The sequence below is a fragment of the Duganella sp. SG902 genome (genome assembly GCF_013376005.1).
Classification (GTDB): Bacteria; Pseudomonadota; Gammaproteobacteria; order Burkholderiales; family Burkholderiaceae_D; genus Rugamonas.
Map to the genome: position 1 here is coordinate 204,257 of NZ_JABMJK010000004.1, position 24,849 is coordinate 229,105.

19 protein-coding genes are annotated in these 24,849 nt (G+C 64.6%); 11 read left to right on the forward strand and 8 right to left on the reverse strand.

Annotation, left to right across the window (positions count from 1 at the left end; genetic code table 11):
- Window positions 1–38: 38 nt before the first annotated feature.
- Both FHW83_RS10305 and FHW83_RS10310 read left to right on the forward strand, forming a co-directional pair.
- A complete protein-coding gene (locus FHW83_RS10305) occupies window positions 39–614 on the forward strand; it encodes an NUDIX domain-containing protein (protein WP_176646271.1) in 576 nt (191 codons plus the stop codon).
- Window positions 611–967 (forward strand): cytochrome c family protein, encoded by a 357-nt coding sequence (locus FHW83_RS10310; protein WP_176646272.1) that lies wholly within the window; start codon window positions 611–613, stop codon window positions 965–967. Before FHW83_RS10305 ends, FHW83_RS10310 begins: the two co-directional genes overlap by 4 nt.
- On the opposite strand, the gene FHW83_RS10315 is transcribed toward FHW83_RS10310, so the two are convergent.
- The 4 genes from FHW83_RS10315 to FHW83_RS10330 all read right to left on the reverse strand — a co-directional run bounded on the left by FHW83_RS10315 (window position 964) and on the right by FHW83_RS10330 (window position 5,629).
- Window positions 964–1,935: an ABC transporter permease gene (locus FHW83_RS10315; protein WP_176646273.1), complete on the reverse strand. Its 972-nt coding sequence runs from the start codon at window positions 1,933–1,935 to the stop codon at window positions 964–966. The genes FHW83_RS10310 and FHW83_RS10315 overlap by 4 nt on opposite strands.
- A gap of 7 nt (window positions 1,936–1,942) precedes the next feature.
- The gene (locus FHW83_RS10320) at window positions 1,943–3,019 is read right to left on the reverse strand and encodes an ABC transporter permease (protein ID WP_218106236.1); all 1,077 of its coding nucleotides are present in this window, start codon (window positions 3,017–3,019) and stop codon (window positions 1,943–1,945) included.
- Window positions 3,016–4,545 (reverse strand): ABC transporter ATP-binding protein, encoded by a 1,530-nt coding sequence (locus FHW83_RS10325; RefSeq protein ID WP_176646274.1) that lies wholly within the window; start codon window positions 4,543–4,545, stop codon window positions 3,016–3,018. The genes FHW83_RS10320 and FHW83_RS10325 overlap by 4 nt, the downstream gene beginning before the upstream one ends.
- A gap of 88 nt (window positions 4,546–4,633) precedes the next feature.
- A complete protein-coding gene (locus tag FHW83_RS10330; protein WP_176646275.1) occupies window positions 4,634–5,629 on the reverse strand; it encodes a BMP family protein in 996 nt (331 codons plus the stop codon).
- 424 nt (window positions 5,630–6,053) lie between these two features.
- Here FHW83_RS10330 and FHW83_RS10335 point away from each other — a divergent pair, with 424 nt between their 5' ends.
- The 4 genes from FHW83_RS10335 to pcp are packed head-to-tail and all read left to right on the forward strand — an operon-like array spanning window position 6,054 to window position 10,735.
- Window positions 6,054–8,354, forward strand: a complete 2,301-nt coding sequence (locus FHW83_RS10335) for a TonB-dependent receptor (protein WP_176646276.1) — start codon at window positions 6,054–6,056, stop codon at window positions 8,352–8,354.
- Between the two features lie 48 nt (window positions 8,355–8,402).
- On the forward strand, window positions 8,403–9,092 hold the full coding sequence (locus FHW83_RS10340) for a DUF969 domain-containing protein (RefSeq protein WP_176646277.1): 690 nt from the start codon (window positions 8,403–8,405) through the stop codon (window positions 9,090–9,092).
- Window positions 9,089–10,045, forward strand: a complete 957-nt coding sequence (locus FHW83_RS10345) for a DUF979 domain-containing protein (protein ID WP_176646278.1) — start codon at window positions 9,089–9,091, stop codon at window positions 10,043–10,045. The genes FHW83_RS10340 and FHW83_RS10345 overlap by 4 nt, the downstream gene beginning before the upstream one ends.
- Window positions 10,046–10,084: 39 nt before the next feature.
- Complete coding sequence (gene pcp / locus FHW83_RS10350; RefSeq protein ID WP_176646279.1) at window positions 10,085–10,735, forward strand: pyroglutamyl-peptidase I; 651 nt, start codon at window positions 10,085–10,087, stop codon at window positions 10,733–10,735.
- Here the strand turns inward: pcp and FHW83_RS10355 are convergent.
- From FHW83_RS10355 to FHW83_RS10370, 4 genes are all read right to left on the reverse strand, one after another.
- A complete protein-coding gene (locus FHW83_RS10355; RefSeq protein ID WP_176646280.1) occupies window positions 10,732–14,544 on the reverse strand; it encodes an Ig-like domain-containing protein in 3,813 nt (1,270 codons plus the stop codon). The genes pcp and FHW83_RS10355 overlap by 4 nt on opposite strands.
- A gap of 89 nt (window positions 14,545–14,633) precedes the next feature.
- Window positions 14,634–15,533, reverse strand: coding sequence for a LysR family transcriptional regulator (locus FHW83_RS10360; RefSeq protein ID WP_176646281.1), 900 nt, complete (start codon window positions 15,531–15,533; stop codon window positions 14,634–14,636).
- 51 nt (window positions 15,534–15,584) lie between these two features.
- Window positions 15,585–16,496, reverse strand: coding sequence for a pseudouridine-5'-phosphate glycosidase (locus FHW83_RS10365; RefSeq protein WP_176646282.1), 912 nt, complete (start codon window positions 16,494–16,496; stop codon window positions 15,585–15,587).
- Window positions 16,497–16,500: 4 nt separating this feature from the next.
- Window positions 16,501–17,643, reverse strand: a complete 1,143-nt coding sequence (locus FHW83_RS10370; protein WP_176646283.1) for a carbohydrate kinase — start codon at window positions 17,641–17,643, stop codon at window positions 16,501–16,503.
- Between the two features lie 213 nt (window positions 17,644–17,856).
- On the opposite strand from FHW83_RS10370, the gene xapA reads away from it, so the two are divergent.
- The 5 genes from xapA (at window position 17,857) to deoA (ending at window position 24,833) form a co-directional block, all read left to right on the forward strand.
- Complete coding sequence (gene xapA / locus FHW83_RS10375; protein ID WP_176646284.1) at window positions 17,857–18,696, forward strand: xanthosine phosphorylase; 840 nt, start codon at window positions 17,857–17,859, stop codon at window positions 18,694–18,696.
- A gap of 147 nt (window positions 18,697–18,843) precedes the next feature.
- Window positions 18,844–20,037 carry a phosphopentomutase gene (locus tag FHW83_RS10380; protein WP_176646285.1) on the forward strand — a complete coding sequence of 398 codons (1,194 nt, stop codon included), beginning with the start codon at window positions 18,844–18,846 and terminating at the stop codon, window positions 20,035–20,037.
- A complete protein-coding gene (gene deoC / locus FHW83_RS10385; RefSeq protein WP_176646286.1) occupies window positions 20,034–20,987 on the forward strand; it encodes a deoxyribose-phosphate aldolase in 954 nt (317 codons plus the stop codon). The genes FHW83_RS10380 and deoC overlap by 4 nt, the downstream gene beginning before the upstream one ends.
- Before the next feature lie 14 nt (window positions 20,988–21,001).
- Window positions 21,002–23,386 (forward strand): aldehyde dehydrogenase family protein, encoded by a 2,385-nt coding sequence (locus tag FHW83_RS10390; RefSeq protein ID WP_373997193.1) that lies wholly within the window; start codon window positions 21,002–21,004, stop codon window positions 23,384–23,386.
- A 121-nt stretch (window positions 23,387–23,507) separates the two neighbouring features.
- Window positions 23,508–24,833 carry a thymidine phosphorylase gene (deoA, locus tag FHW83_RS10395; RefSeq protein ID WP_176646287.1) on the forward strand — a complete coding sequence of 442 codons (1,326 nt, stop codon included), beginning with the start codon at window positions 23,508–23,510 and terminating at the stop codon, window positions 24,831–24,833.
- Window positions 24,834–24,849 lie beyond the last annotated feature (16 nt).

A 24,849-nucleotide genomic window follows, 5' to 3' on the forward strand; every position in this document is an offset into this window, starting at 1 on the left:
TTGCATGATATTGTAGATAAACGCAATAGGAGATCGCCATGCCCGAAGACCGTATCCGCATTCACAAAGTAGAAGTGTTATCCGACGACTGGTTTTTGCTGCAGAAAACCACCTTTGATTACCGCCGCGGCGACGGCACCTGGCAGCGCCAGACCCGCGAAACCTATGATCGCGGCAACGGCGCCACCATCCTGCTGTACAACCGCGCCCTGCGCACGGTGCTGCTGGTGCGGCAGTTCCGCTTTCCGACCTACGGCAACGGTCATGACGGCTTCCTGATCGAGACCGCCGCCGGTTTGCTGGACCAGGCCTCGCCGGAGGACCGCATCAAGGCCGAAGTGGAGGAGGAAACCGGCTACCGCGTGGGCGAGGTGCGCAAGGTGTTCGAGGCCTTCATGAGCCCAGGCTCGGTGACGGAACGCCTGTACTTCTTTGTGGCGGAATATGATCCGGCCGCGCGCGTTGGCGCCGGCGGTGGCGTGGCGGAGGAGGGCGAGGATATCGAAGTGCTGGAGCTGCACATCGACGAGGCCATGCGGATGATGGCCGACGGCCGCATCGCCGACGGCAAGACCATCATGCTGCTGCAATACGCCGCGCTGCACCTGCTATGAAAAATTGTCTGCTGGTACTTCTGCTGTTGGCCGGACAGGCCGGCGCCGTTGGCGATCCGAAGAACGGCGCCTTGCTGTTCCGCCGCTGCGCCTCCTGCCACGCGGTGGGGCCGTATGCGAGCGCCGGTTACGGGCCGCAGCTGAACGGCATCATCGGACGGCGCGCGGCATCCACCAGGGACTACAAGTATTCCGAGGCGATGAAGAAATCGGGATTGACGTGGGACGAGAAAACGCTGGCGGCCTACCTGCGCGCGCCACATGACGTGGTGCCCGGTACGACCATGCGCTTCTGGGGGATCAAGGATGAACAGCAGGTCGCCGACCTGCTGTCCTATATGAAGACGTTTTAGCGCGACTTCACGAACGGCGTGCCGAGCGCTTTCGGCGCCACCGACTTGGCCATCAGGCCGGCCAGCACGATCACGGTCAGCACGTAAGGCACCATCTGGATCAGCGCGCCCGGCAGGCGGCCCACCACCGGCAGCTCGACGCCTTCGATCTGGATCTGCACGGCGGCGAAGAAGCCGAACATCAGGCAGCCGAGGAAGGTGTGCAGCGGACGCCAGTTACCGAACACCATGGCGGTCAGCGCCAGGTAGCCGGCGCCGGCCGACATGTCGCGCAGGAAGAAGCCGCTCTGCACGATCGCCAGATAAGCGCCGGACAGCGAGCACAGTGCGCCGGCGATCAGCATGGCGAAGTAACGCTGGCGCTCGACGTTGACGCCGGCCGCGTCGGCCGCGTGCGGGTTCTCGCCGCAGGCGCGCAGGCGCAGGCCGAAGCGGCTGTGGTAGACGATCCAATGCACCAGCGGCACCAGCAGGAAGGCCACGTACACCAGCACCGAATGGCCGCCGATCAAATGCGCGTACAGCCAGCCAATGAAGGGGATGTTTTCAACCGCGGCGGAGCCAGGCAGCACCACGTCGAACAGGCGCGCCGCGCCCAGGTCCGGCGTGCGGCCGCCCTGCTGGAAGATGTATTGCGCCACCACGAAGGTCAGGCCGCTCATGGCGATGTTGATGGCGATGCCGGCCACCAGCTGATTGCCTTTCTGCGAAATGGCGACGTAGGCCTGCAGGGTGGCCAGCAGCACCGACACCAGCATGCCCGCCATCACGCCGTACCACGGATTCTGGGTGGTGAAGGCCACCGCCGCCGACACAAACGCCGAGGCCAGGATCTTGCCTTCCAGGCCGATGTCGATCACGCCCGAGCGTTCCGCGAACAGGCCGGCCATGCCAGCGAAAATCAGCACCGGCGCGTTGCGCACGGTCGATACCAGGATGCTGCCGATATGGAGATCGTCAAAAGTCATATCGTTCTCACTTCTTGAATTTGAGCGCTTTGGCGATGGCCGGCGCGTACAGGTTTTCCATCGCGCCGCAGAACAGGATGATCAGGCCCTGCACCAGGATCACCATCTCCGGCGGGATGTTCTGCTTTTCCAGCGACAGGTCGAAACCACCTTGCGTCAGCGCGCCAAACAGCACGGCGGACAGGAAGATGCCGACCGGATGCTGGCGGCCCATCAGCGCGATCGCGATGCCGATGAAGCCCGCGCCACCGACGAAGTTGAGCGACAGGTAGTGGGTCGAGCCCATGATGGAGTTGACCGAACCCAGGCCCGCCAGCGCGCCCGAGATCAGCATGACGATGATGATCATCTTGCTGATGCGGATGCCGGCGTAGTGCGCCGCGTGCTGGTTCAAGCCGGTGGCGCGCAGCTTGAAGCCCCACGCCGAACGCGACACGACCACGCCGTAGATCACCAGCGCGATCAGCGCCAGGAAGAAGCTGATGTTGAGCGGCGTCTCGCCCAGCACCGGCAGCCACTGGTTCAGGCGTGGCATCTCGGCGGCGGCGGCGAACGCGCGGCTGGCCGGATTCTGTTCGCCGGCCGGGATCATGTACTTCACGATCACGAAGTTCATCAGCGAGGCGGCGATGAAGTTGAACATGATGGTGGTCACCACCACATGGCTGCCGCGTTTCGCCTGCAGGTAGCCGGGCAGGAAGGACCACAGCGCTCCGAATACGGCGGCGCCGATCACGCCGGCAGGAATCAGCAGCCATGAAGGCAGCGAGCTGTCGAAGCCCAGCATCACCAGCGTCAGGCCAAGGCCGCCCACATACATCTGGCCTTCGGCGCCGATGTTGAACAGGCCGGCCTGCATGGCGATCGACACCGCCAACCCGGTGAAGATGAAGGTGGAGGCGTAGAACAGCGTGTAGCTCAGGCCTTCCGGATTGACCACCGCGCTGTTGACCAGGATGGCCAGCGATTCGGTCGGGCTTTCGCCCAGCAGGTGGATCACCAGCGCCGTCACCAGCATGGCGGACAGCAGGTTCAGTACGGGCATGACAAACGCAGTGGCCCAGCGTGGCAAGTCTTTATTCATGATTTATGCATGCCCCCCATCAGCAGGCCGATACGGGTGGTGTCGAATTCTTCAATTTTCAGTTCGCCGGTGATGCGGCCGCCGCACATGACCAGGATGCGGTCCGCCAGCGCGCGCACTTCTTCCAGCTCCACGGAGACCAGCAGGATCGCGACGCCTTCATCGCGCAGCTTGAGCAGCTGGGTGTGGATGCTCTCGATGGTGCCGATGTCGACCCCGCGCGTCGGCTGGCCGACCAGCATCAGCTTGGGCCGCGCCAGCACTTCGCGCGCGATCACCACCTTCTGCTGGTTGCCGCCCGAGAGCAGGCCGATACGCAGATCGTGATTGTTCGGACGCACGTCGAAATTGCGCATCAGGTCCGCGCAGCGGGCGGCGATGGCCTTGAAGTCCAGCAAGCCCCATTTGTTTTTCAGCTTGTCCTGGTAGCCGAAGATGGTGTTGTGCATGACCGAGAAGGCCTTGATCACGCCGTCGCGCAGGCGGTCTTCCGGCACGTGGCCGATGCCCAGTTCGCGGAAGGTGCGCGGCAGGCCGTCGGCGTCCGAGCGGCCCTCGAACGGCAGCGCCTTGCCGAGGAAATCCAGCTTGCCGGACGACGGCAGGCGCATGCCCGACAAAATCTCCATCAATTCGCTCTGGCCATTGCCGGAGACGCCGGCGATCGCCACGATCTCGCCGGCGCGCAGCGTGAAGCCGATATCGGCCAGCAGTTTGACGCCCTGGTCGTCCAGCAGTTGCAGCCCTTCGACCTGCAGCACCGGCGCGCCCGGATTGTAGGGCGCGCGCGGCAGGTTGTTCTCGATCGGACGGCCGACCATCATGTTGGCCAGTTCCTCCTTGGTGGTGCCGGCGGTCGGCACAGCGCCGATCACGCGGCCGCCGCGCATCACGGTGACGGTGTCGGTGATGTCGAGGATCTCCTGCAGCTTGTGGGTGATCAGGATGATGGTCTTGCCCTGTTCCTTGAACAGCCGCAGGATCTCGAACAGCGATTCGGTTTCCTGCGCGGTCAGCACGGCGGTCGGCTCGTCCAGGATCAGGATGTTGGCGCTGCGGTAGATCTGCTTGAGGATCTCCACCCGCTGCTGCGCGCCCACCGACAGGTCGTGGATGGTGGCCAGCGGATCGACCTCCAGACGGTAGCGCGCGCAGATCTCGCGCAACTCCTGCTCCACGCGCGCGCGGTTGGCCTTCAGCTTGAAGCCGCCCTCGCTGCCCAGCATGACGTTATCGAGCACGGTCATGTTCTCGACCAGCATGAAGTGCTGGTGCACCATGCCGATGCCGAGCGCGATCGCCTCCTGGCTGTTGTGGATGCGGCGCGCCTGGCCATCGAGCAGGATTTCCCCGCCGTCGGCGCGGTAGTACCCGTACAGGATGCTCATCAGGGTCGACTTGCCGGCGCCGTTCTCGCCCACCAGGCCATGGATGGACCCCTTGGCGATGCTGAAGCTGACGTCCGTGTTCGCTTTCACAGCTCCGAAATGCTTGGAGATGCCGCGAAATTCTACTGCTGGCTGCATAGGATCGTTTTCGAATGCGGTTAATTAAAATGCTAAAACGCGCCGCACGGGAAATACCCGGGCGGCGCGCTCTGTGTTCAAGCAGGATTTAGACCGGGCAGGCCGCGCCCGAGCGAATATCGATGACCTTGACCTTGCCGTCGATAATGTCCTTGCGCGCGCCGGTCACACGCTTTTCGATTTCCGGCGTGATCAGCTTGCGGTTGTTCTCGTCCAGCGCCCAATCGACGCCGCCTTCCTTCAGGCCCTTGGCGGTGACGCCGGCCTTCCAGGTGCCGTTCTTCATCTGCATGAAGGAGTCGTACACGGCGTTGTCGACGCGCTTGACCATCGAGGTCAGCACGCTGCCGGGGTACAGGTGATTCTGGTTGGAGTCGACGCCGATGGCCAGCTTGCCTTTTTCCTTGGCGGTCTGCAGCGTGCCCAGGCCCGAACCGCCGGCCACGGCAAACACCACGTCGACGCCGCGGTCGAACTGCGAGCGCGCCAGCTCACCGCCCTTGGCCGGGTTGTTCCACGAGTCGGAGGTGGTGCCGACCATGTTGGAGGTCACTTCCACTTTCGGGTTGACCGCCTTCGCGCCCTGCGCGTAGCCGCAGGCGAAGGTGCGGATCAGCGGGATGTCGACACCGCCGATGAAGCCGATCTTCTTGGACTTGGACGCCATGGCGGCGGCCACACCCACCAGGTAGGAGCCTTCCTCTTCCTTGAAGGTGATGGAGTTGACGTTGGCGCCTTGCGCCACGCCGTCGATCAGCACGAAGCGGACTTTCGGGAATTCCTTGGCGACCTTCTGCACGGCGGCCTGCTGGGCGAAGCCGACGGAGGCGATCAGGTCCAGGTTTTTGCGGGCGAGGCCGCGCAGCACCTGTTCGGCCTGGGTGTCGCTGGAGGCTTGCACCTCGATGAAATTGATGTTGGTTTCCTTCTTGAAGCGCGTGGCGCCTTCAAAAGCGGACTGGTTAAACGACTTGTCGAACTTGCCGCCCGCGTCATACACGATGCCCAGCTTAGGGTCAGCCGCGGACGCGCTGGCAGCGATAAACAGCGCTGCAACCGTCAAACTAAGTTGTGAAAGTTTCATGAATAGGCTCCTGGAAGATCGATATTGTATATTTTTATTGGCCGTAACATGTAATTCCTGTTTTGGGGCCCTCATGTCGCACCGCAACAACAGCTTGCGCCGAATTAAATATTTTTCTCATGTTGCTTTTTTGTCCGTTTGGACAAAATTCCGCTGCCGCCATTCTGCCGCCCTTGCTCCAGTTTCATAGAGCAAGCCGCGCCATGCCCCGCCACACGGGCGATCCATCACTATGCCCCAGCGCTGATATGTACGACAAATTCGTTTTTTCTTAGGTATTTATATAAAATCGATATGAATCAAAGCCAAATTTTTCCGTGCTAGCATGATTGGTAATTTGTATATCGATATGCGGAATCGTTCAGGCTCGATACACATTTGATAAGAAAAAACACCGACTACACAATCTAAGGGAGCAGGACATATGAGCAAGCAACGTAGTTACGCAGTGCGATCGTTGATCGCCCTGGCCGTCGCCAGCGCTTTCCCGCTGCATTCGGCATGGGCAGCCGAAGCGGAGGCACAGGACACCCCGGCCGCCAGCAAGGACCAGCTGGAAACCGTGATCGTGACGGCCCAGCGCCGCGCGGAAAACATCAAGGACGTGCCGATGTCCATCGCCACCCTGAAGGGCGACAAGCTGGACGTGCTGACCTCGGGCGCCGCCGACATCCGCTTCCTGGCCGGCCGTTCGCCGTCGGTCAACGTGGAGTCGGACTACGGCCGTACCTTCCCGCGTTTCTACATCCGCGGCCTGGGCAACACCGACTTCGACCTGAACGCGTCGCAGCCGGTTGGCCTGGTGATGGACGACATCGTCCAGGAAAACGCCATGCTGAAGGGCTTCCCTGTATTTGACGTCGACCAGGTCGAGGTGCTGCGCGGCCCGCAGGGCACGCTGTTCGGCCGTAACTCGCCGGCCGGCGTGATCAAGTTCGACTCGGCCAAGCCGGTGTTCAAGACCGAGGGCTACCTGCAACTGGGCGTGGGCAACTATTCGGCCAAGACCGTGGAAGGCATGTTCAACATTCCGGTCAGCGACACCGTGGCGTTGCGCTTCTCGGGCACCAGCCAGCACCGCGACGACCGCGTGCACAACACCAACCCGAACAAGAACACCGCCACCCAGGACTTCGAGGGCTACGGCGACAACGCCTTCCGCCTGCAGGCCCTGGTGCAGCCGAACAAGGACTTCAGCGCGCTGTTCAACTACCATGAGCGCGACTACCACGGCTCGGCCACCTTGTTCCGCGCCAACATCATCAAGAAGGGCACCAACGACCTGGTGGACGGCTTCGACTACGGCTCCTACCCGACCGACGGCGTCAACTACCAGAAGCTGGAGACCAAGGGCGGCAACATCCGCCTGAAGTACAACCTGAGCGACATCACGCTGCACTCGATCACCGGCTACGAAACCCTGAAGTTCAACAGCCGCGCCGACGTCGACGGCGGTTACGGCGCCGTGTTCGCGCCGCCATCGGGCCCTGGCTACATCCCGTTCCCGGTCGAGACCGCCGACCTGCTGCCTAACCACAAGCAGTTCTCGCAGGAGTTCCGCGCCGAGTCCAACTACACCGGCCCGCTGCAGTGGATCGGCGGCCTGTACTTCTTCGACGAGAATATTCAGATCGACAGTATCAGCTTCAACTCCTTCGCGCCCGGCAATCCGCAAAACGTGCCGTACGCGATCCAGTACCAGAAGTCGAAATCGTGGGCGGCCTTCGGCTCCCTGAACTACACCGTCAACGACAAGTTCAAGGTGCGTGCCGGCTTGCGCTACACGGACGACAAGAAGGACTTCTCGGCCGCGCGCACCGACTATGACGCCACCAACAAGCTGGTCACCGTTGGGCACGAACTGCACAGCAAGTCGAACAACCTGAGCTGGGACCTGAGCGGCACCTACGAGCTGGACAAGAATACCAACCTGTTCGCCCGCGTGGCCACCGGCTACCGCGCGCCGTCGATGCAGGGCCGCCTGAACGGCTTGGGCGACAAGCCATCGCAGGCCGATGCCGAAAAGGCGCTGTCGTTTGAAGCCGGCGTCAAGCAAGACCTGTTCGACAAGCGCGCACGCCTGAGCGCGGCCGTGTTCCAGTACCGCGTGAAGGACAAGCAGCTGACCGCCGGCAGCGGTTCGATCAATATGAACCAGCTGATCAACGCCGAGAAGGTGACCGGCCAAGGCGTCGAGCTGGACTTCCAGGCCAACCTGGGAGGTGGCTTCAGTGGTTCGCTGGGTTACAGCTACAACGACACCGAGATCAAGGACCCGAGCCTGTTCGTGCAGTACTGCGGCAACTACGGCAACAACCCGACCCACGCCAGCGGTTGCACCCCGTCCAATATGAACGCGGCCGTGCCGGGTACCTCGCTGATCAACGGCAACCCGCTGCCGCGCGCGCCGAAGTCGCAGGCCAACTTCACGCTCAAGTACAGCACCGATGTAGGCAACGGCGAGTTCTACGCCTACACCGACTGGACCTACCGCAGCAGCTACAACTTCTTCCTGTACGAAGCGCCTGAGTACAAGGCCAAGCCGCTCACCGAAGGCGGCGTGCGCCTGGGCTACAAGTGGGGCGACGGCAAGTATGAAGTGGCCGCCTTCGGCCGCAACATCACCGACAAGCAAGTCATCATCGGCGCCATCGACTTCGACAACCTGACCGGTATGTTGAACGAGCCACGCACCTGGGGCGCGACCTTCAAGGTCAACTTCTAAGGTTAAAATCCCCGCCACGTGCGGGGATTTTTCTTTCAGGAGTCGGATTTGGACCAGACCGTTGTGAACCTTTGGCCGCTGCTGGGCGTGGCCGTCATCATTCTTGGTTTTGCCTTGCGGGCCCATCCCGTGCTGGTGGTGATCGCCGCCTGCGTGGTCACCGGCCTGACCGCGGCCATGCCCATGGAGCAGCTGCTGGCCACGCTGGGCGCGGCCTTCGTCAAGACCCGCAACCTGCCGCTGATATTGCTGCTGCCGATCGCCGCCATCGGCTTGCTGGAGCGGCATGGCCTGAAGGAGCATGCGCAGGCCTCGATCGCGCGCATCCGCTCGGCCACCACCGGGCGCCTGCTGATCGTCTATCTGGCCATCCGCGAAGTGAGCGCCGCCTTCGGCCTGACCAGCATCGGCGGCCACCCGAACATGGTGCGGCCGCTGATCGCGCCGATGGCCGAGGGCGCGGCCGAGGTGCGCTACCCCAACGTGCCGCTGGAGATGCGCCACCGCATCCGCGCCATGGCCGCCGCCACCGACAACGTCGGCCTGTTCTTCGGCGAAGATATCTTCGTGGCTTTCGGCGCCATCGTGCTGATGCAAACCATTTTGCACGGCGAGGGGCTGGACGTCGATCCGCTGCACATGGCGCTGTGGGGCATACCGACCGCGGTGTGCGCCTTCATCATCCACTCCTGGCGCCTGTACCGGCTTGACGCGCAGATTGCCCGGAGCGTGAAATGATCCTCAAGCTCGATTATTTCTACTACGTGCTGGGCGCCATGCTGCTGATGGTGGCGTGGATGGCGCTGCGCGACCGGCACAACCCCAAGCGTTACAGCAGCGCCTTGTTCTGGGCCTTGTACGCCGTGGTCTACCTGGCCGGCGAGCAGCTGCCGCCGGTGGCGGCCGGCGTGCTGATGGTGGCGATGGCGCTGATCGCCGGCTTCGGCGGCGTGGCGCTGGGCCGCTACGGCGACCGCACGGCGGACGAGCGGCGCGGCAGCGCGCAGCGCCTCGGCCACAAACTGCTGATCCCGGCGCTGATGATCCCCATCACCACCGTGATCGGGTCAACCCTGTTCAAGGACGTCAAGTGGGATGGCCTGTTCCTGCTCGATCCGAAAAACCTCACCCTGGTCAGCCTCGGTTGCGGCTCGCTGTTCGCGGTCGCCACCGCCTGCTGGCTGACGCGCTCGACACCGGCGCAAGCGATGCGCGAATCGCGCCGCCTGATCGACCATCTGGGCTGGGCGGTGGTGCTGCCGCACATGCTGGCGGTACTGGGTCTGCTGTTCACCGAAGCCGGCATGGGCAAGGCGGTGGCGCACGTGGTCACCTCCTACATCAACATGGACATCCGGCTGGTGGCGGTGGCGGTGTACTGCATCGGCATGGCGCTGTTCACCATCATCATGGGCAACGGGTTTGCCGCGTTCCCGGTGATGGCCGGCGGGGTCGGCATCCCGGTGCTGGTGGGCGTGTACCACGCCAACCCGGCGATGATGGCGGCCATCGGCATGTTCAGCGCCTACTGCGGCACCCTGATGACGCCGATGGCGGCCAACTTCAACATCGTGCCGGCCGCGCTGCTGGAACTGCCGGACAAGAACGCGGTGGTGAAAATGCAGGTGCCAACCGCCTTGCCGCTATTGTTAGTAAATATTACTTTGCTTTATTTTTTAATGAATCTATGAGACGCTTTCGCACTAAAGCATCACCGCGGAGCAGTCGAGATGAAAAAGATAATATTGTTAACGGGCTTCGAACCGTTTAACAAGGAGACCATCAATCCCTCGTGGGAAGCCGTGCGCCAGCTCGATGGCTGGCACGAGGGCGAATTCGTGGTCCACGCGCGGCAGCTGCCGTGCGTGTTCGGGCATGCGCTCAAGGTGGTGCACCAGGCGGTGGAGGAGCTGCAGCCCAGCATCGTGATCGCGGTGGGCCAAGCCGGCGGCCGGGTCGACCTGTCGATCGAGCGCGTGGCCATCAACATAGACGACGCCCCCATCCCCGACAACCAGCAACGCCAGCTGGTGGACCAGCCTATCGTCAACGGCGGCCCGGCCGCCTACTTCTCCACCTTGCCGATCAAGGCCATCGTGCACGAGCTGCGCGAGGCGGGGCTGCCGGCCTCGGTGTCGCAGACGGCCGGCACCTTCGTGTGCAACCACGTGTTCTACGGCCTCATGCACCAGGCGCACGAGTGGGGCACCACCATGCGCGCCGGCTTCATCCACATCCCCTATCTGCCGCGGCAGGCGGCCAAGCACCCCGGCGCCGCCAGCATGCAGCTGGCGGACGTGGTGGAGGGCTTGCGCATCGCCGTCCGCACCACGCTCGCCCACACCGTCGACATGCGCGAGGCGGGCGGTCTGACTCACTAGGTCAACAGGATCGCCGACTCGGCCAGCGAGGCGACGCCCACCAGCGTTACCTCGTGACCGGCGCCGAGGTTGATCACGAAGTTCTTCCCATCGACATGGCCAAGCGCCAGCACGTCGGCTGCGCTGTTCAGCGGCAGGCCGTTGTAGTCGTGCCCCAGCAGCAGGTGGTCGCCGCCGGCGGCCGAGAACCCGCTCACCTTGATCGCGCCGGCCTCGCTGTTCAGCACAAAGCTGTCGGCCGCGCTGGTGCCGGCCAATGTCAGGCCGGTGGCGCCTGGATCGATGATCAGGTTCAGCTTGGCCGATGCTGCTGATACGTTGCCGGCGATATCGGTGGCCTTGGCCGTCAGGCTGTGCGCGCCGGTGGCCAGTGGCGCCGTGGTGGCGATGCTCCAGGCGCCCTTGTGGTCGGCCAGCGCGCTGCCCAGCAGCGTGTCGCCATCGTACAAGGTGACGATGGCGTCGGCTTCGGCCTTGCCGCTGATGACCGGCGTGCTGATGGCGGTCTTGTTGTCGCTGCCGGCGGCGCCGCTATCGTAGATGGCCGGCAGGTCCAGCGCGGTCGGCACAGCGGGCGCCTTGTTGTCGAGCGTCAGCGCGAGGACAGGCGAAGCGCTGGAGACGTTGCCCGCAATGTCGGTCACCTTGATGGTCAGCTTGTGGGCTCCGCCCGGCAACGCCTTGGAGGTGATGCTCCAGTTGCCGTCGTCGCCGGCCAGCGCGGTGCCGACCAGCGTGTTGCCGTCGTACAGCGCCACGCTGGCGCCGGCCTCGGTCACGCCGCTGACTTTCGGCGTGGTGACGTTGGTGATGCCATCGCTTTGCGAGCGGCCGCTGTCGGACAGCGTATCGAGCAGCGGCGCGCTCGCTACCAGCACCGCCCTGGTATCGACCGTGAGTACCAGTTCCGCCGACGCCAGCGATACATTGCCCGCCGCGTCGGTCGCGGCAGCCGTCAGGTGGTGTTCGCCATCGGCCAGCTTGGTGCTGGTGATGCTCCATACGCCTTTGTTGTCTGCGGTGGCCTTGCCGACTTGCTTTGCGCCGTCGAACAGCACCACGGTGGCGCCGGCTTCAGCCTTGCCGGTGATGACCGGCGTGGTCAAGTTGGTGATGTTGTCGCTGGTAGACGCGCCCTTGTCAGACGCGGTGGCCAGGTCCAGCAAGGTCGGTGCGGCGGTCGCCGTATCAACGGTGAGCTTGAACGCCGGCGACGCCAGCGATACATTACCTGCCACATCGGTCGCCTTGGCGGTCAGGCTGTGCACGCCGTCGGCCAGCGTGACGCTGGAGGTGATGCTCCAGGCGCCGTTCTTGTCGGCCAGGGCCGTGCCCAGCAAGGTGTCGCCGTCGTACAGCGCGACGATGGCGTTGGCCTCGGCCTTGCCGGAGACGACCGGCGCGGTGATGCTGGTGAGGTTGTCGCTATTCGACGCGCCGTTATCGGCACTGACGGCCAGATCCAGCGCGGTCGGCGCGGAGGGTGCTTTGACGTCGATCGTCACCGCCAGCGCTGCCGGCGCGGTCGACACGTTGCCGGCGGTGTCGGTGGCCTTGGCGGTGAGGCTGTGCGCGCCGGCCGCCAGCGCTTTGCTGGTGATGCTCCACGCGCCCTTGTCATCGGCCACCGCGGTACCGACCACGGTGCTGCCGTCGTACAAGGTCACGGTAGCACCGGCTTCCGCGGTGCCGCTGACTTTCGGCGTCGTGACATTGGTAATGCCATCGCTTTGCGAGCGGCCAGTATCGGATAGCGCTGCAAGCACCGGAGCGCTGACGCTGGTCCCGGTGTCGATGGTGACCAGCAGTTGTGAAGATGGCGCCGACAACAGGCCGCCGCTGTCCTGGGTAACGGCGCTCAGGTAATGCTTGCCCTCCGCCAGCTTGCCGGTGGTGACGCTCCACACGCCATTTGCACTGGCCACCGCCGTACCGATTTGCGTGGCGCCGTCGAACAGCAGCACGGTAGTGCCGGCCGCCGCCTTACCGGTGATGGTCGGCGTGGCCAGGCTGGTGAGGTTGTCGCTGCTGGACGCGCCTTTATCGGAGGCGGCCAGCAGATCAGGCGCGGTGGGCGCTGTCGCGGCGGCGACGGTCACGCTGAGCGCGGCCGAGGCCGCCGAGGTATTGCCGGCGACGTCGGTGACGGTGATGGTCAGGCTATGCGCGCCGTCGGCCAGCGTGCTGGCGGTGATATTCCACGCGCCCTGGTCGTCGGCCACGGCGCTGCCGATGCGCTTGGCGCCGTCGTACAGGGTGACGGTGGCGCCGGCCTCGGTGACGCCGGTCAGGCGCGGCGTGGCGCTGGTGGGTAGCGAGGCCAGCACCGGCACGTCCGGGGCATCGGGCGCCTTGGTGTCAACGATGATGACGGACTCGGTCGAGAGCGCGCCGACATTGCCGGCCTGGTCGGTGGTGGTCACGCGGATGCGGTGCGCGCCGTCGCTGAGCCCGTACAGCACCGAATACCATGCGCCGGTATCGGAGACCCCAGCCTTCAGGTATTGTTCAACGCCGTCCACATATACCCTGACCGAGGCGTGGTTGTCGGCCTCGGTCGTGCCGTATACCACCAGGGTACTGACATTGGTAATCTGGTCGCTGGACGAGCTGCCGTGGTCATCGCGTGAATCCAGCAGCGGCCTGGTCGAGATCGTCTGCGGTCCCTGGGTATCCACCGTCAGGACCAGCGTGCCGGAGACGGGCAGGGCGTTGCCATCCTTGTCGGTGGAGTGGGCCACCAGGCTGTGCTTGCCGTCGGCTAGCGGTGTGGTGGTGATGCGCCAGATACCCTGTGTGTCAGCTACGCCGGTGCCAATTATTTTGTTCCCCTCGTACAGCACCACCCTGGTGCCGGGATCGGCAAAGTTGGCGATGATCGGGGTGGACAGGTTGGTCATTCGATCGCCGGAGATGCCGGTATCCGACTGCAGCAGCGGCGCGTTGGTGTCGACGAAAAATCCCACCACATCCGAATCCGTGATATTGCCGGCAAGGTCCTGTACCTGCGCCAGCATGGTGTGCCAGCCGTCGACCAGCGCCGCCGCGGTGAAGGACCAGGTGCCGTCCTGGCCGGCCACCACGCTGCCGATCTTGGTGACGCCGAAGTAGTCCGACTCGTAGATGTCAACGCGGGTGCCGGCTTCGGCGGTGCCGGTGAAGTTGGCGGTGGTAGTATGGATGGTGGTCTGGTCGCCGTTGATCTCCTCCGGCACCAGGGCCATGGTGGAAATCGGTGCGGTGGTGTCGATGGTGAGCTGGAGCGGCGAGGAGGGCGTCGAGGTATCGCCGTTGCTGTCGTGTTCGATCACGCTGATGGTGTGCACGCCATCGGTCAAGGTTTCACCGCTCGCTTGCCAGTTGCCGTTGGCATCGACCGGTACGGCGAACTTGCCCTTGACGCCGTCGATGACCAGTTCCACAAACGAGCCTGGCTTGGCCTTGCCGACATACACGGGCAGGGTGACGTTGGTGATGTGGTCGGTGCTGGAGGCGCCACTGTCGCTTTCGAAATCCAGTTGCACTTCGGCCGGCGCCTTGGTTTGTGTTTTGGGCGGGGTGTCGGCCGGCGCTGCGACGTTGACGTAGGTGCTCGGCGAACGATCGGAGACATTGCCAGCCACATCGGTGGCTGTGACCGAGAACGCATGCAAGCCGTTGGCCAGCTTGTCGCTGGTGACGCGCCAGTTGCCGTTGGCGTCGGTGATGGCCATGCCGACCATGTCATCACCATCATACAGGGTGATCCATGCGTTCGGTTCGGACTGGCCAGTGAAGGTCAAGCGGTTCTGAGTGCTGGTCGACGGCATGCAAAAACTCCTGGTTAAGAATATGGGAGCATGTTGCCACACGTAAACTCAAATTGCAAAAAATAGTTATTGAGTTTGCTAACTTTTTGCTAGCCGCTCGGGTTGAGGATATTGAGGAAGGCCCGCACCACCGGCGCGTCATCGGTGGTGGCGTAGCTGATGTACAGGTTGGCCGACGGCGGGTTGGTGCGGATTGGCAGGAACACCACGCCGGGCCAGCCGATGCGGCCGGTGGTTTCCGGGATCAGGGTCACGCCCAGGCCCGCGCCCACCATCGCCAGCAGGGTTTGCGGCTCGGACGCTTCCTGGAAGATGGCCGGCTGGAAGCCGGCGTTGACGCAGCACTGGATCAGGTAGCGCGGGAAGGAGGACTTGTCGAGCGCCAGCGTCAGCATCGGCTCGTTGGCGATGTCGATCAGCTCGATGGCGTCCTGCTTGGCCAGCGGGTGGTGCTCGTTGATGGCCACGCACACGTCTTCGCGGAAGCATAGTTCCTGGCGCAGGTTGTCGTTCTTGAGATCGTCTTCGTTGAGCTTGGGCTCGCGCCAGAAGCCGACGTCGATCTGCTTGGCGCGCAAGGCTTCATACTGCAAGGTTGGGCCGAGTTCGTGGATGGTCCAGGTCACGCGCGGGAACTTGGTCTGGAATTCCTCCAGCAGGCTGGGAATCGGCCCCCACATGGCCGAGCCGACGATGCCCACGCGCAGGCGGCCGACCTCGCCGCGGTCGATCTGGCGGATGGTGTCGATGGTCATGCGCATCTTGGCCAGCAGGTCGGAGGCCTCGTTCATCAGCGCCTTGCCGGCCACGGTCAGCTCGAAGGTGCGGGTGGTGCGCGCGAACAGTTTGACGCCCAGCTCGCTCTCCAGTTTCATGATTTGCTGGCTGAGCGGCGGCTGCGAAATATGCAGACGCTCGGCGGCGCGGCTGAAACTTTTTTCTTCGGCCACGGCCAGGAAGTACTTGAGTTGTTTCAGGTCGATGGACATGACAGGCCTCGAAAGTGAGCCCCGTCATTCCGGCTTTCGCCGGAATGACGGTCAGGTGCGTTGCATGGCCACCGCCAGCGCGGCGCCGCAGCGGGCGTTGTTCTTCACCAGCGCGATGTTGGTCGCCAGGCTGCGGCCCTCGGTCAGCGCCTTGATGCGCGCCAGCAGGAACGGCGTGACATCCTTGCCGGTGACGCCTTGCTGGTCCGCTTCCCGCAATGCCTGTTCGGTGATGCGGTCGATCTCCTCCTTCGGCATGGCCTCGGCGGCCGGCACCGGATTGCTGACCACCACGCCGCCTTTCAAGCCCAGCTGCCACTTGGTGTGGATGAAGGCCGCCTGCTCGGCCGGCGTGTCCAGCTGGAAGTCGGCGTTGAAGCCGCTCTCGCGCGTGAAGAAGGCCGGGAAGCCGCGCTGGCCGACGCTCACCACCGGCACGCCATGGGTTTCCAGGTATTCCAGCGTCAGGCCGATATCGAGGATGGATTTCACGCCGGCGCACACCACCGCCACCGAGGTCTGCGCCAGTTCCTGCAGGTCGGCCGAGATGTCGAAGCTGGTCTCGGCGCCGCGGTGCACGCCGCCGATGCCGCCGGTGACGAACACCTGGATGCCGGCCAGCTCGGCGCAGATCATGGTGGCTGCCACGGTGGTCGCGCCCAGCTTGTTCTGCGACAGCACATAAGGCAGGTCGCGGCGGCTCACCTTGATGGCGTCGGTCGAGGTGCCCAGCAGTTCCAGCTGCTCGTCGGACAGGCCTATGCAGATCTTGCCGCCGATGATGGCGATGGTGGCCGGCACGGCGCCGCCGTCGCGGATGATTTGTTCCACCTCGCGCGCCATGCGCACGTTCTGCGGATACGGCATGCCGTGCGAGATGATGGTCGACTCCAGCGCGACGATCGGTTTGCCGGCGGCGCGGGCTGCGGCCACTTCCGGCGAGAACAGCAGGTATTGGTGCATGGTTTTATCCTTTATTGGGGAACAGCGGCACATGGAATGGCTGCGTCATGTCAAAGTCGTGTATCTCGTCGAGCACGTCGGCGGCCAGCAGCGGCGACACCGTTTCCGGGCTTTCCAGGGTCATCGCCGCCACCTTCAGGCCGCGGCGGCAGGCCAGCGTCAGGTCGGCGCTGCCCTGGTACAGCGACCAGCAGACGGCGGCCGAGAAGGCGTCGCCGGCGCCGGTCACGTCAACCACCTCGACCTGGTGCGCGGCCAGCCACACCAGTTCGCCATCGCGCGTGTGGTACACGCCCTGGCCGCCGCAGGTGACGATCACGTCGCGCGCGCCCTGCGCCTGCACCTCGCGGCAGGCGGCGCGCACGTCGGCCTCGGTGGGCAGGGCGCGGCCCGCGCGGGTTTCCAGCTCGCCGCGGTTGAGGATCAGCAGGCGCAGGCCGCGCAGGTCCTGCGGCAGGCGCGCCATCTTGGGCTGCGACACGGCCACGATCACCAGCGGCACGTTGTCCTGGCGCGCGCTGTCCAGCAGCACGGCGATGCTGTCGGCCGGCAGGTTGAGGTCGGCCACGGTCATGGCGGCGGCCGCGCGCTGCGGCTGGCGGCTGGCCAGGAAGTCGGGCGTGATGCGGTCGTACAGCGCCATGTCCGCCAGCGCCACCACCAGCTCGCCCTTGTCGTCGAGGATGGCGGTGTAGGTGCCGGTGGCCGCGTCCTGCAGCTTGAGGCTGCCGCGCGTGTCGATGCCGGCGCGCTCGGCGTGCTCCTGCAGGCCGCGGCCGGCGGCGTCGTCGCCCAGCGCGGTCAGCAGGGCGGTGGGCAGGTTCAGCCGGGCCAGGTTCTCGGCGATGTTGCGCGCCACGCCGCCGTAGACCTCCTCGGCGGTGGCCGGGTTGGAGGTGCCCAGCTGCATGGCGGCGATGGTGCGCAGCTTGCGGTCGAGGTTGGCGGCGCCCAGGCACAGCACCGGGCGCTTGTCCGGCAGCACGTAGGCGCGGCCGAGCAGGCGGCGTTCGCGGATCAGGCCGGCGATGTGGCCGGCCACGGCCGAACGCGACAGGCGCAGCTCGACCGCCAGGTCCTGCTGGGAGATGAAGGGGTTGGCGCGGATCAGCTGGTAGAGCTGTTCCTTTTTGGAGGAATCGGTCACGCTCGTGGCCTCGTTAAACAATTGTTCTTCATGGTAGACTTTTGTTCGGTGCGCGTCAATGGCGCGGCGGCGGCTCAGTTTGCCTTGATTTATAATACTCCTGATTTATATTACTTTAGTATAAATGGCTAAGAAAAATGGTATTTGCCATACATATGAACGATGATGCATAGTGTCAGCTTCCCCAGCCACATCAAAAAATCAGAGGATTCCATGTCTAATAATTCCCCATTCCAGGCCGCTGACATTATTCGCTCCCGCCTGCCGGCCGATTTCAAGCCGCGCGTGGCGATGATTCTCGGTTCGGGCCTGGGCGTGCTGGCGGAACAAATGACCGACGCCGTCACCATCAGCTACGACCAGCTGCCGGGCTTCCCGATCTCCACCGTGCACGGCCACGCCGGCGAGCTGGTGATCGGCACGCTGGCGGGCGTGCAGGTGGTGTGCATGAAGGGCCGCGGCCACGTCTATGAAGGCTACGGCCTGGGCGTGATGACCAGCGCCATACGCACCATGAAGCTGCTGGGCTGCGAGATGCTGTTCGTGACCAACGCTGCCGGTTCGCTGCGCACGGAAGTGGACGCCGGTTCGCTGGTGGCGCTGACCGACCATATCAACTTCCTGCCGGGCACCCCGATGATGGGCCCGAACGACGAGCGCTTCGGCCCGCGTTTCTTCAGCATGGCCAACGCTTACGACGCCGAGCTGCGCGCGCTGCTGCATACCTCGGCCAAGGAAAAGAACGTGACGCTGCACGAGGGCGTGTATATCGCTTACGCCGGTCCTAACTTTGAAACGCCGGCGGAAATCCGCGCGTTCAAGACGCTGGGCGCGGACGTGGTGGGCATGTCTGTGGTGCCGGAGGTGGTGTCGGCCCGTCATTGCGGTTTGAAGGTGGTGGGCGTGTCGGCCATCACCAACCTGGCCGAGGGCCTGTCGCCGTTCCCGCTGTCGCACGAGCAGACCCTGAAGTACGCTGCCGTGGCGGCGACCTCGCTGGTGGAAGTGATTCTGGGCTTCCTGGGCAACGTGGCGAAAACGCCGCAGGCGTAATATGTTCGAGGGGCGGCGATGCCGCCCTTTTTTGTTAGCCCCCGTCATCCCGGCGTACGCCGGGATCCATGCTTCGCTTGCTGGCAGGCGTTGCATGGATTCCGGCTTTCGCCGGAATGACGCGCGGGGCGGAAATGGAGTCTCGTTATGAAACGCGCATTTATCCTGCTGCTCGATTCGTTTGGCCTGGGCGCCACGCCCGATGCGGCGAAGTACAACGACGCCGGCGCCAACACCTTCGGCCACATCGCGGAGCAAGTCGCCAAAAGCGGCAAGCCGATGTCGCTGCCGACCATGGAAAAACTCGGCCTGACCGCCGCCGCGCATCTGGCCAGCGGCGAATGGGCCGCCGGCTTCACCCAGCGCGAAGGCTTCACCGCCGCCTACGGCGCCGCGCGTGAACGCTCGACCGGCAAGGACACCCAGTCCGGCCACTGGGAAATCGCCGGCGTGCCGGTGGAATTCGACTGGGGCTACTTCCCGAAAACCGTGCCGTCGTTCCCGGCCGAGCTGACGCAAAAGCTGCAGGAACTGACCGGCGTGCCGGGCTTCCTGGGCGACTGCCATGCATCGGGCACGGAAATCATCAACCGCTTTGGCGATGAACACGTCGCCAGCGGCAAGCCGATTATCTACACCTCGGCCGACTCGGTAATGCAGATCGCCGCGCACGAGGAATCGTTCGGCCTTGAGCGCCTGTACGAAGTGTGCGAGATCGCCTTCAAGCTGGTGGAGCCTTACAACATCGGCCGCGTGATCGCCCGTCCTTTCCTGGGCGCGAACGGCAATTACACCCGCACCACCAACCGCCACGACTACGCGGTCGCGCCGCCGGCGCCGACGCTGCTGGACCACGTCAAGAACGATGGCGGCGAAGTCATCGCGCTGGGCAAGATCAGCGACATCTTCGCGGCGCAAGGCGTGTCGCGCGTGGTGAAGGGCAAGGACAATATGGCGCTGTTCGACGCGCTGCTGAAAGTGCAGGACGAAGCCGGCGACAAGTCGCTGACCTTCGTGAATTTCGTCGACTTCGACCAGGCCTTCGGCCACCGCCGCGACGTCAATGGCTACTCCAACGCGCTGCACGAGATGGATGCGCGCCTGCCGGAGTTCATCGCCAAATTGAAGGAAGACGATCTGGTGGTGATCACCGCCGACCATGGCTGCGATCCGACCTGGCCGGGCTCCGACCACACGCGTGAACATATCCCGATGATCTTCTTCGGGCCGAAGGTGAAAGCGCAATCGCTGGGCATTTCCGAAACCTTCTCCGACATCGGCCAGACCCTGGCCCATCACCTTGGCGTCAAGCCACTTTCGAACGGAAACAATCTGTTATGAGCGACTTCAAACGCAACGAAGCGGTCCCACTGGACCTGGGCTGGATCAACCACATCAAGGTGAACAAGTCCGCCGCCGACCGCCGCGCCGCCAGCCTGGCCAACCGCCGCACGGTGAAGAAGGAGTACCAGGCCGCGTGGCTGATCAAGGCCATCGGCCTGATCGACCTGACCACGCTGTCGGGCGACGACACGCCGGGCCGCGTGGAACGCCTGTGCCGCAAGGCGCTGCGTCCGCTGCGCGCGGATCTGGTGGAGGCCATGGGCCTGCAGGACTACAAGCTGGCCACCGGCGCGGTGTGCGTGTACCACGAGATGATCAAGCCGGCGGTGGAAGTGCTGCAGGGCCGCCTGCCGATCGCCGCCGTGTCGACCGGCTTCCCGGCCGGCCTGACCAGCATGGAAACCAAGGTGCGCGAGATCGAACTGTCGGTCGCAGCCGGCGCCACCGAGATCGACATCGTCATCACCCGCCAGCACGTCCTGACCGGCAACTGGCAAGCGCTGTACGACGAGATGCTGGCCTACCGCAAGGCGTGCGGCGAAGCGCACGTGAAAGCGATTCTGGCCACCGGTGAACTGGTCACGCTGGAAAACGTGGCCAAGGCATCGTGGGTGTGCATGATGGCCGGCGCGGACTTCATCAAGACCTCGACCGGCAAGGAACCGGTCAACGCCACCATTCCGGTGTCGCTGACCATGGTGCGCGCGATCCGCGACTACCACGAGCAGACCGGCTTCAAGATCGGCTACAAGCCGGCCGGTGGCGTCGGCACGGCCAAGGCCGCGCTGCAGTACCTGACCCTGATGAAGGAAGAACTGGGCAACGAGTGGCTGGAGCCGCACCTGTTCCGCATCGGCGCATCGAGCCTGCTGACCGACATCGAACGCCAGCTGGAACACTACGTGACCGGCAATTACTCGGCCGCTCACCGCCACGCGCAACCCTAATTACGGACACCGTCATGCCAACCATCAAAGAGATCCTCAACACCATGGAATACGGCCCAGCACCGGAAAGCACCAAAGAAGCGCAAGCGTGGCTGGAGCAGCGTGGCCGCCAGTTCGGCCTGTTCATCAACAACGAGTGGAGCGAGGCCGGTGAGCTGTTCGCTTCCATCAATCCGGCCGATGGCGCCAAGCTGGCCGACCTGACCCAGGGCACCGCCGCTGACGTCGACCGCGCCGTCGCCGCCGCGCGCGCCGCGCAACCGGCCTGGCAGGCACTGGGCGGCCATGGCCGCGCCAAGGTGCTGTATTCGATCGCGCGCCTGATGCAAAAACACGCGCGCCTGTTCGCCGTGCTGGAAACGCTGGACAACGGCAAGACCATCCGCGAAACCCGCGACGTCGACCTGCCGCTGGTGGCGCGTCACTTCTACTACCACGCCGGCTGGGCGCAACTGCAAGCCGAAGAATTTGCCGATTACCGCGCCGTGGGCGTGGTCGGCCAGATCGTGCCGTGGAACTTCCCGCTGCTGATGTTGGCGTGGAAAATCGCGCCGGCGCTGGCCGCCGGTAACACCGTCGTCTTCAAACCGGCCGAATTCACCTCGCTGAGCGCGATGCTGTTCGCCGACATCTGCGTGCAGGCTGGTGTGCCTGCGGGCGTGGTCAACATCGTCACCGGCGATGGCCGCGTGGGCGAAGCCATCGTCAAGCATGAGGGCATCGACAAGCTGGCCTTCACCGGTTCGACCGAAGTGGGCCGCCTGATTCGCGAAGCCACCGCCGGCAGCGGCAAGAAGTTGTCGCTGGAACTGGGCGGCAAATCGCCGTTCATCGTATTTGAAGATGCGGACCTGGACGCCGCCGTCGAAGGCCTGGTCGATTCGATCTGGTTCAACCAGGGGCAGGTGTGTTGCGCTGGTTCGCGCCTGCTGGTGCAGGAATCGGTGCAGGAGAAATTCCTGGCCAAGCTGCGCGCCCGCATGGACAAGCTGACCCTCGGCTCGCCGCTGGACAAGTCGATGGACATCGGCGCGCTGGTCGATCCGGTGCAGAAGCAGCGCATCGAAGGCTTGGTGCAATCGGCGCGTGACGAAGGCTGCACCGTGTACCAGCCAGCGTGCGAACTGCCGGCCGACGGCTCGTGGTTCCCGCCAACCCTGATCACCGGCGCGTCGACCGCCGCCGCCGTGGCGCAGGCCGAGATCTTCGGACCGGTGCTGGTGGCGATGAGCTTCCGCACCCCGCCGGAAGCCGTGCAACTGGCGAACAATACCGTGTACGGCCTGGCCGCGTGCGTGTGGACCGAGAATATCTCGCTGGCGCTGGACGTCGCCCCGGCGATCAAGGCCGGCGTGGTGTGGATCAACACCGCCAACCAGTTCGACGCCGCTTGCGGCTTCGGCGGCTACCGCGAATCCGGCTACGGCCGTGAAGGCGGCCGCGAAGGCATGTACGAATATCTGACCGCCAAGGCGGAGGACGCGCGTCCCGCCGCGCCGGTGATCGAGCCGAAGGCCAAAGCCAAGGCCGCGCCCGCCGCAGCGGGTGGCGCGTTCGCCATCGACCGCACGGCCAAGCTGTACATCGGCGGCAAGCAGGCCCGCCCTGATGGCGCCTACAGCCGCGCTATCCACGGCGCCGACGGCTCCTTCATCGCCGAGGTGGGCGAGGGCAATCGCAAGGACATCCGCAACGCCGTGGAAGCCGCGCACAAGGCCACCGGCTGGACCAAGGCCACCGCGCACAACCGCGCGCAAGTGCTGTACTACATCGCTGAAAACCTGGCCGCGCGCGGCGAGGAATTCGCCGCCCGCATCGCGGCCATGACCGGTTCGAAAAACGCCGAGAAGGAAGTGCAGGCATCGATCGAGCGCCTGTTCTACTACGCGGCATGGGCCGACAAGTACGACGGCCTGGCGCACCAGCCGCCGATGCATGGCATCACCGTGGCGCTGAATGAGCCGCTGGGCGTGATCGGCATCGTGTGCCCGAACGAGGCGCCGCTGCTGGGCTTCATCTCGCTGGTGGCGCCGGCCATCGCGCTGGGTAATCGCGTGGTGGTGGTGCCGTCGGAAGCGCATCCGCTGTCGGCCACCGATTTGTATCAGGTGCTCGATACCAGCGACTTGCCGGACGGCGTGGTTAACATCGTCACCGGCTCGGCCGATGAACTGGCGCGCACGCTGGCGTCGCATTCGGATATCGATGCGGTGTGGCGTCACGATGGTTCGGCCGAAGGTTGCGCGGAAGTCGAGCGCCTGTCGGCGGCTTCGCTGAAGCGTACCTGGGTTGGTGGCGCGAAGGGACGCGACTGGTACAGCACCGCGCAGGCGGGCGGCCGCGCCGTGCTGGCGCACGCGTCGCAAGTGAAGAACATCTGGATTCCTTACGGCGTCTGACCACTGCAGCCCAGTCGTCATCCCGGCGCAGGCCGGGATCCATGCTGAGTTGCCGAATTCGGCGCCGTTCCATGGATCCCGGCTTTCGCCGGGATGACGGGTTTTGATTCCCGGAGAATTTATGGCCTACTTACCTCAAGAGATCATCCGCAAGAAGCGTGACGGCGGCAAGCTGTCGACCGAAGAGATCCAGTTCTTCGTCGGCGGCATCACCTCCGGCCGCGTGACCGAAAGCCAGATCGCCGCGCTGGCGATGGCGGTCTACTTCAAGGACATGAGCATGGACGAACGCGTGGCCTTCACGCTCGCCATGCGCGATTCCGGCGAAGTGCTGGACTGGCGCTCGCTCGACCTGAACGGCCCGGTGGTGGACAAGCACTCCACCGGCGGCGTCGGCGACGTGGTGTCGCTGCTACTCGGCCCCATGGTGGCGGCCTGCGGCGGCTACGTGCCGATGATTTCCGGCCGTGGACTCGGCCACACCGGCGGCACGCTGGACAAGTTCGACTCCATCCCCGGCTACACCACGGTGCCGGACAACGCCTTGTTCCGCAAGGTGGTGAAGGAGGTCGGTGTGGCCATCATCGGCCAGACCTCGGCGCTGGCGCCCTCGGACAAGATCTTCTACGGCGTGCGCGACGTCACCGCGACGGTGGAATCGGTGGCCATGATCACCGGCTCCATCCTGTCGAAGAAACTGTCGGCCGGCCTGGACGCGCTGGCGATGGACGTGAAGGTCGGCAGCGGCGCCTTCATGCCTACGTATGAGAAGTCGGTGGAACTGGCCGAGAGCATCGTCAAGGTCGGCAACGGCGCGGGCATGCTGACCTCCGCCATCCTGACCGACATGAACGAATCGCTGGCGCCGTATGCCGGCAACGCGGTTGAAGTGCGCGGCGCGATCGACTACCTGACCGGCAAGTCGCGTCCCGCGCGCCTGCACGAGGTGACCTTGGCGCTGTGCGCCGAGATGCTGGTGCTGGGCAAGCTGGCGGCGAGCGAGGAAGAAGCGCGCGCCAAGCTGCAGGCATCCCTGGACAGCGGCGAAGCGGCCGAGCGCTTCGCGCGCATGGTGGCTGCGCTGGGCGGTCCGGCGGACCTGATGCAGAATCCGGACAAGTATCTGGAACACGCGCCGATCATCGTGCCGGCGCCGGCGCTGCAATCGGGTTACGCCGCGTCGACCAACTGCCGCGAGATTGGCCTGGCGGTGGTGTCGCTGGGCGGCGGCCGCCGTCGCGCGGCCGATCCAATCGACTACGCGGTCGGCCTGACCGGGCTGATTGGCCTGGGCGACAAGGTGGAAGCCGGCCAGCCGCTGGCGACGGTGCACGCGCGCACGCAGGAAGCGGCCGAGCAAGCCATCCGCGAAATCCAGGCGGCTTATCATATCGCCGATGCTGCGCCGGCGACCAACCCCGTTATCTACCGGACGATCCGCCCATAATTAAACCGCCGTCCGG

Bases quoted from the DNA above. Each gene is read 5' to 3' on its own strand.
- xapA (WP_176646284.1), top strand. From the start codon at position 17,857: ATGTCTAATAATTCCCCATTCCAGGCCGCTGACATTATTCGCTCCCGC.
- FHW83_RS10390 (WP_373997193.1), top strand. From the start codon at position 21,002: ATGCCAACCATCAAAGAGATCCTCAACACCATGGAATACGGCCCAGCA.
- FHW83_RS10305 (WP_176646271.1), top strand. From the start codon at position 39: ATGCCCGAAGACCGTATCCGCATTCACAAAGTAGAAGTGTTATCCGAC.
- FHW83_RS10365 (WP_176646282.1), bottom strand. From the start codon at position 16,496: ATGCACCAATACCTGCTGTTCTCGCCGGAAGTGGCCGCAGCCCGCGCC.
- FHW83_RS10355 (WP_176646280.1), bottom strand. From the start codon at position 14,544: ATGCCGTCGACCAGCACTCAGAACCGCTTGACCTTCACTGGCCAGTCC.
- FHW83_RS10325 (WP_176646274.1), bottom strand. From the start codon at position 4,545: ATGCAGCCAGCAGTAGAATTTCGCGGCATCTCCAAGCATTTCGGAGCT.
- deoA (WP_176646287.1), top strand. From the start codon at position 23,508: ATGGCCTACTTACCTCAAGAGATCATCCGCAAGAAGCGTGACGGCGGC.
- FHW83_RS10380 (WP_176646285.1), top strand. From the start codon at position 18,844: ATGAAACGCGCATTTATCCTGCTGCTCGATTCGTTTGGCCTGGGCGCC.
- deoC (WP_176646286.1), top strand. From the start codon at position 20,034: ATGAGCGACTTCAAACGCAACGAAGCGGTCCCACTGGACCTGGGCTGG.
- FHW83_RS10330 (WP_176646275.1), bottom strand. From the start codon at position 5,629: ATGAAACTTTCACAACTTAGTTTGACGGTTGCAGCGCTGTTTATCGCT.
- FHW83_RS10335 (WP_176646276.1), top strand. From the start codon at position 6,054: ATGAGCAAGCAACGTAGTTACGCAGTGCGATCGTTGATCGCCCTGGCC.
- FHW83_RS10310 (WP_176646272.1), top strand. From the start codon at position 611: ATGAAAAATTGTCTGCTGGTACTTCTGCTGTTGGCCGGACAGGCCGGC.
- FHW83_RS10345 (WP_176646278.1), top strand. From the start codon at position 9,089: ATGATCCTCAAGCTCGATTATTTCTACTACGTGCTGGGCGCCATGCTG.
- FHW83_RS10320 (WP_218106236.1), bottom strand. From the start codon at position 3,019: ATGAATAAAGACTTGCCACGCTGGGCCACTGCGTTTGTCATGCCCGTA.
- FHW83_RS10360 (WP_176646281.1), bottom strand. From the start codon at position 15,533: ATGTCCATCGACCTGAAACAACTCAAGTACTTCCTGGCCGTGGCCGAA.
- pcp (WP_176646279.1), top strand. From the start codon at position 10,085: ATGAAAAAGATAATATTGTTAACGGGCTTCGAACCGTTTAACAAGGAG.
- FHW83_RS10315 (WP_176646273.1), bottom strand. From the start codon at position 1,935: ATGACTTTTGACGATCTCCATATCGGCAGCATCCTGGTATCGACCGTG.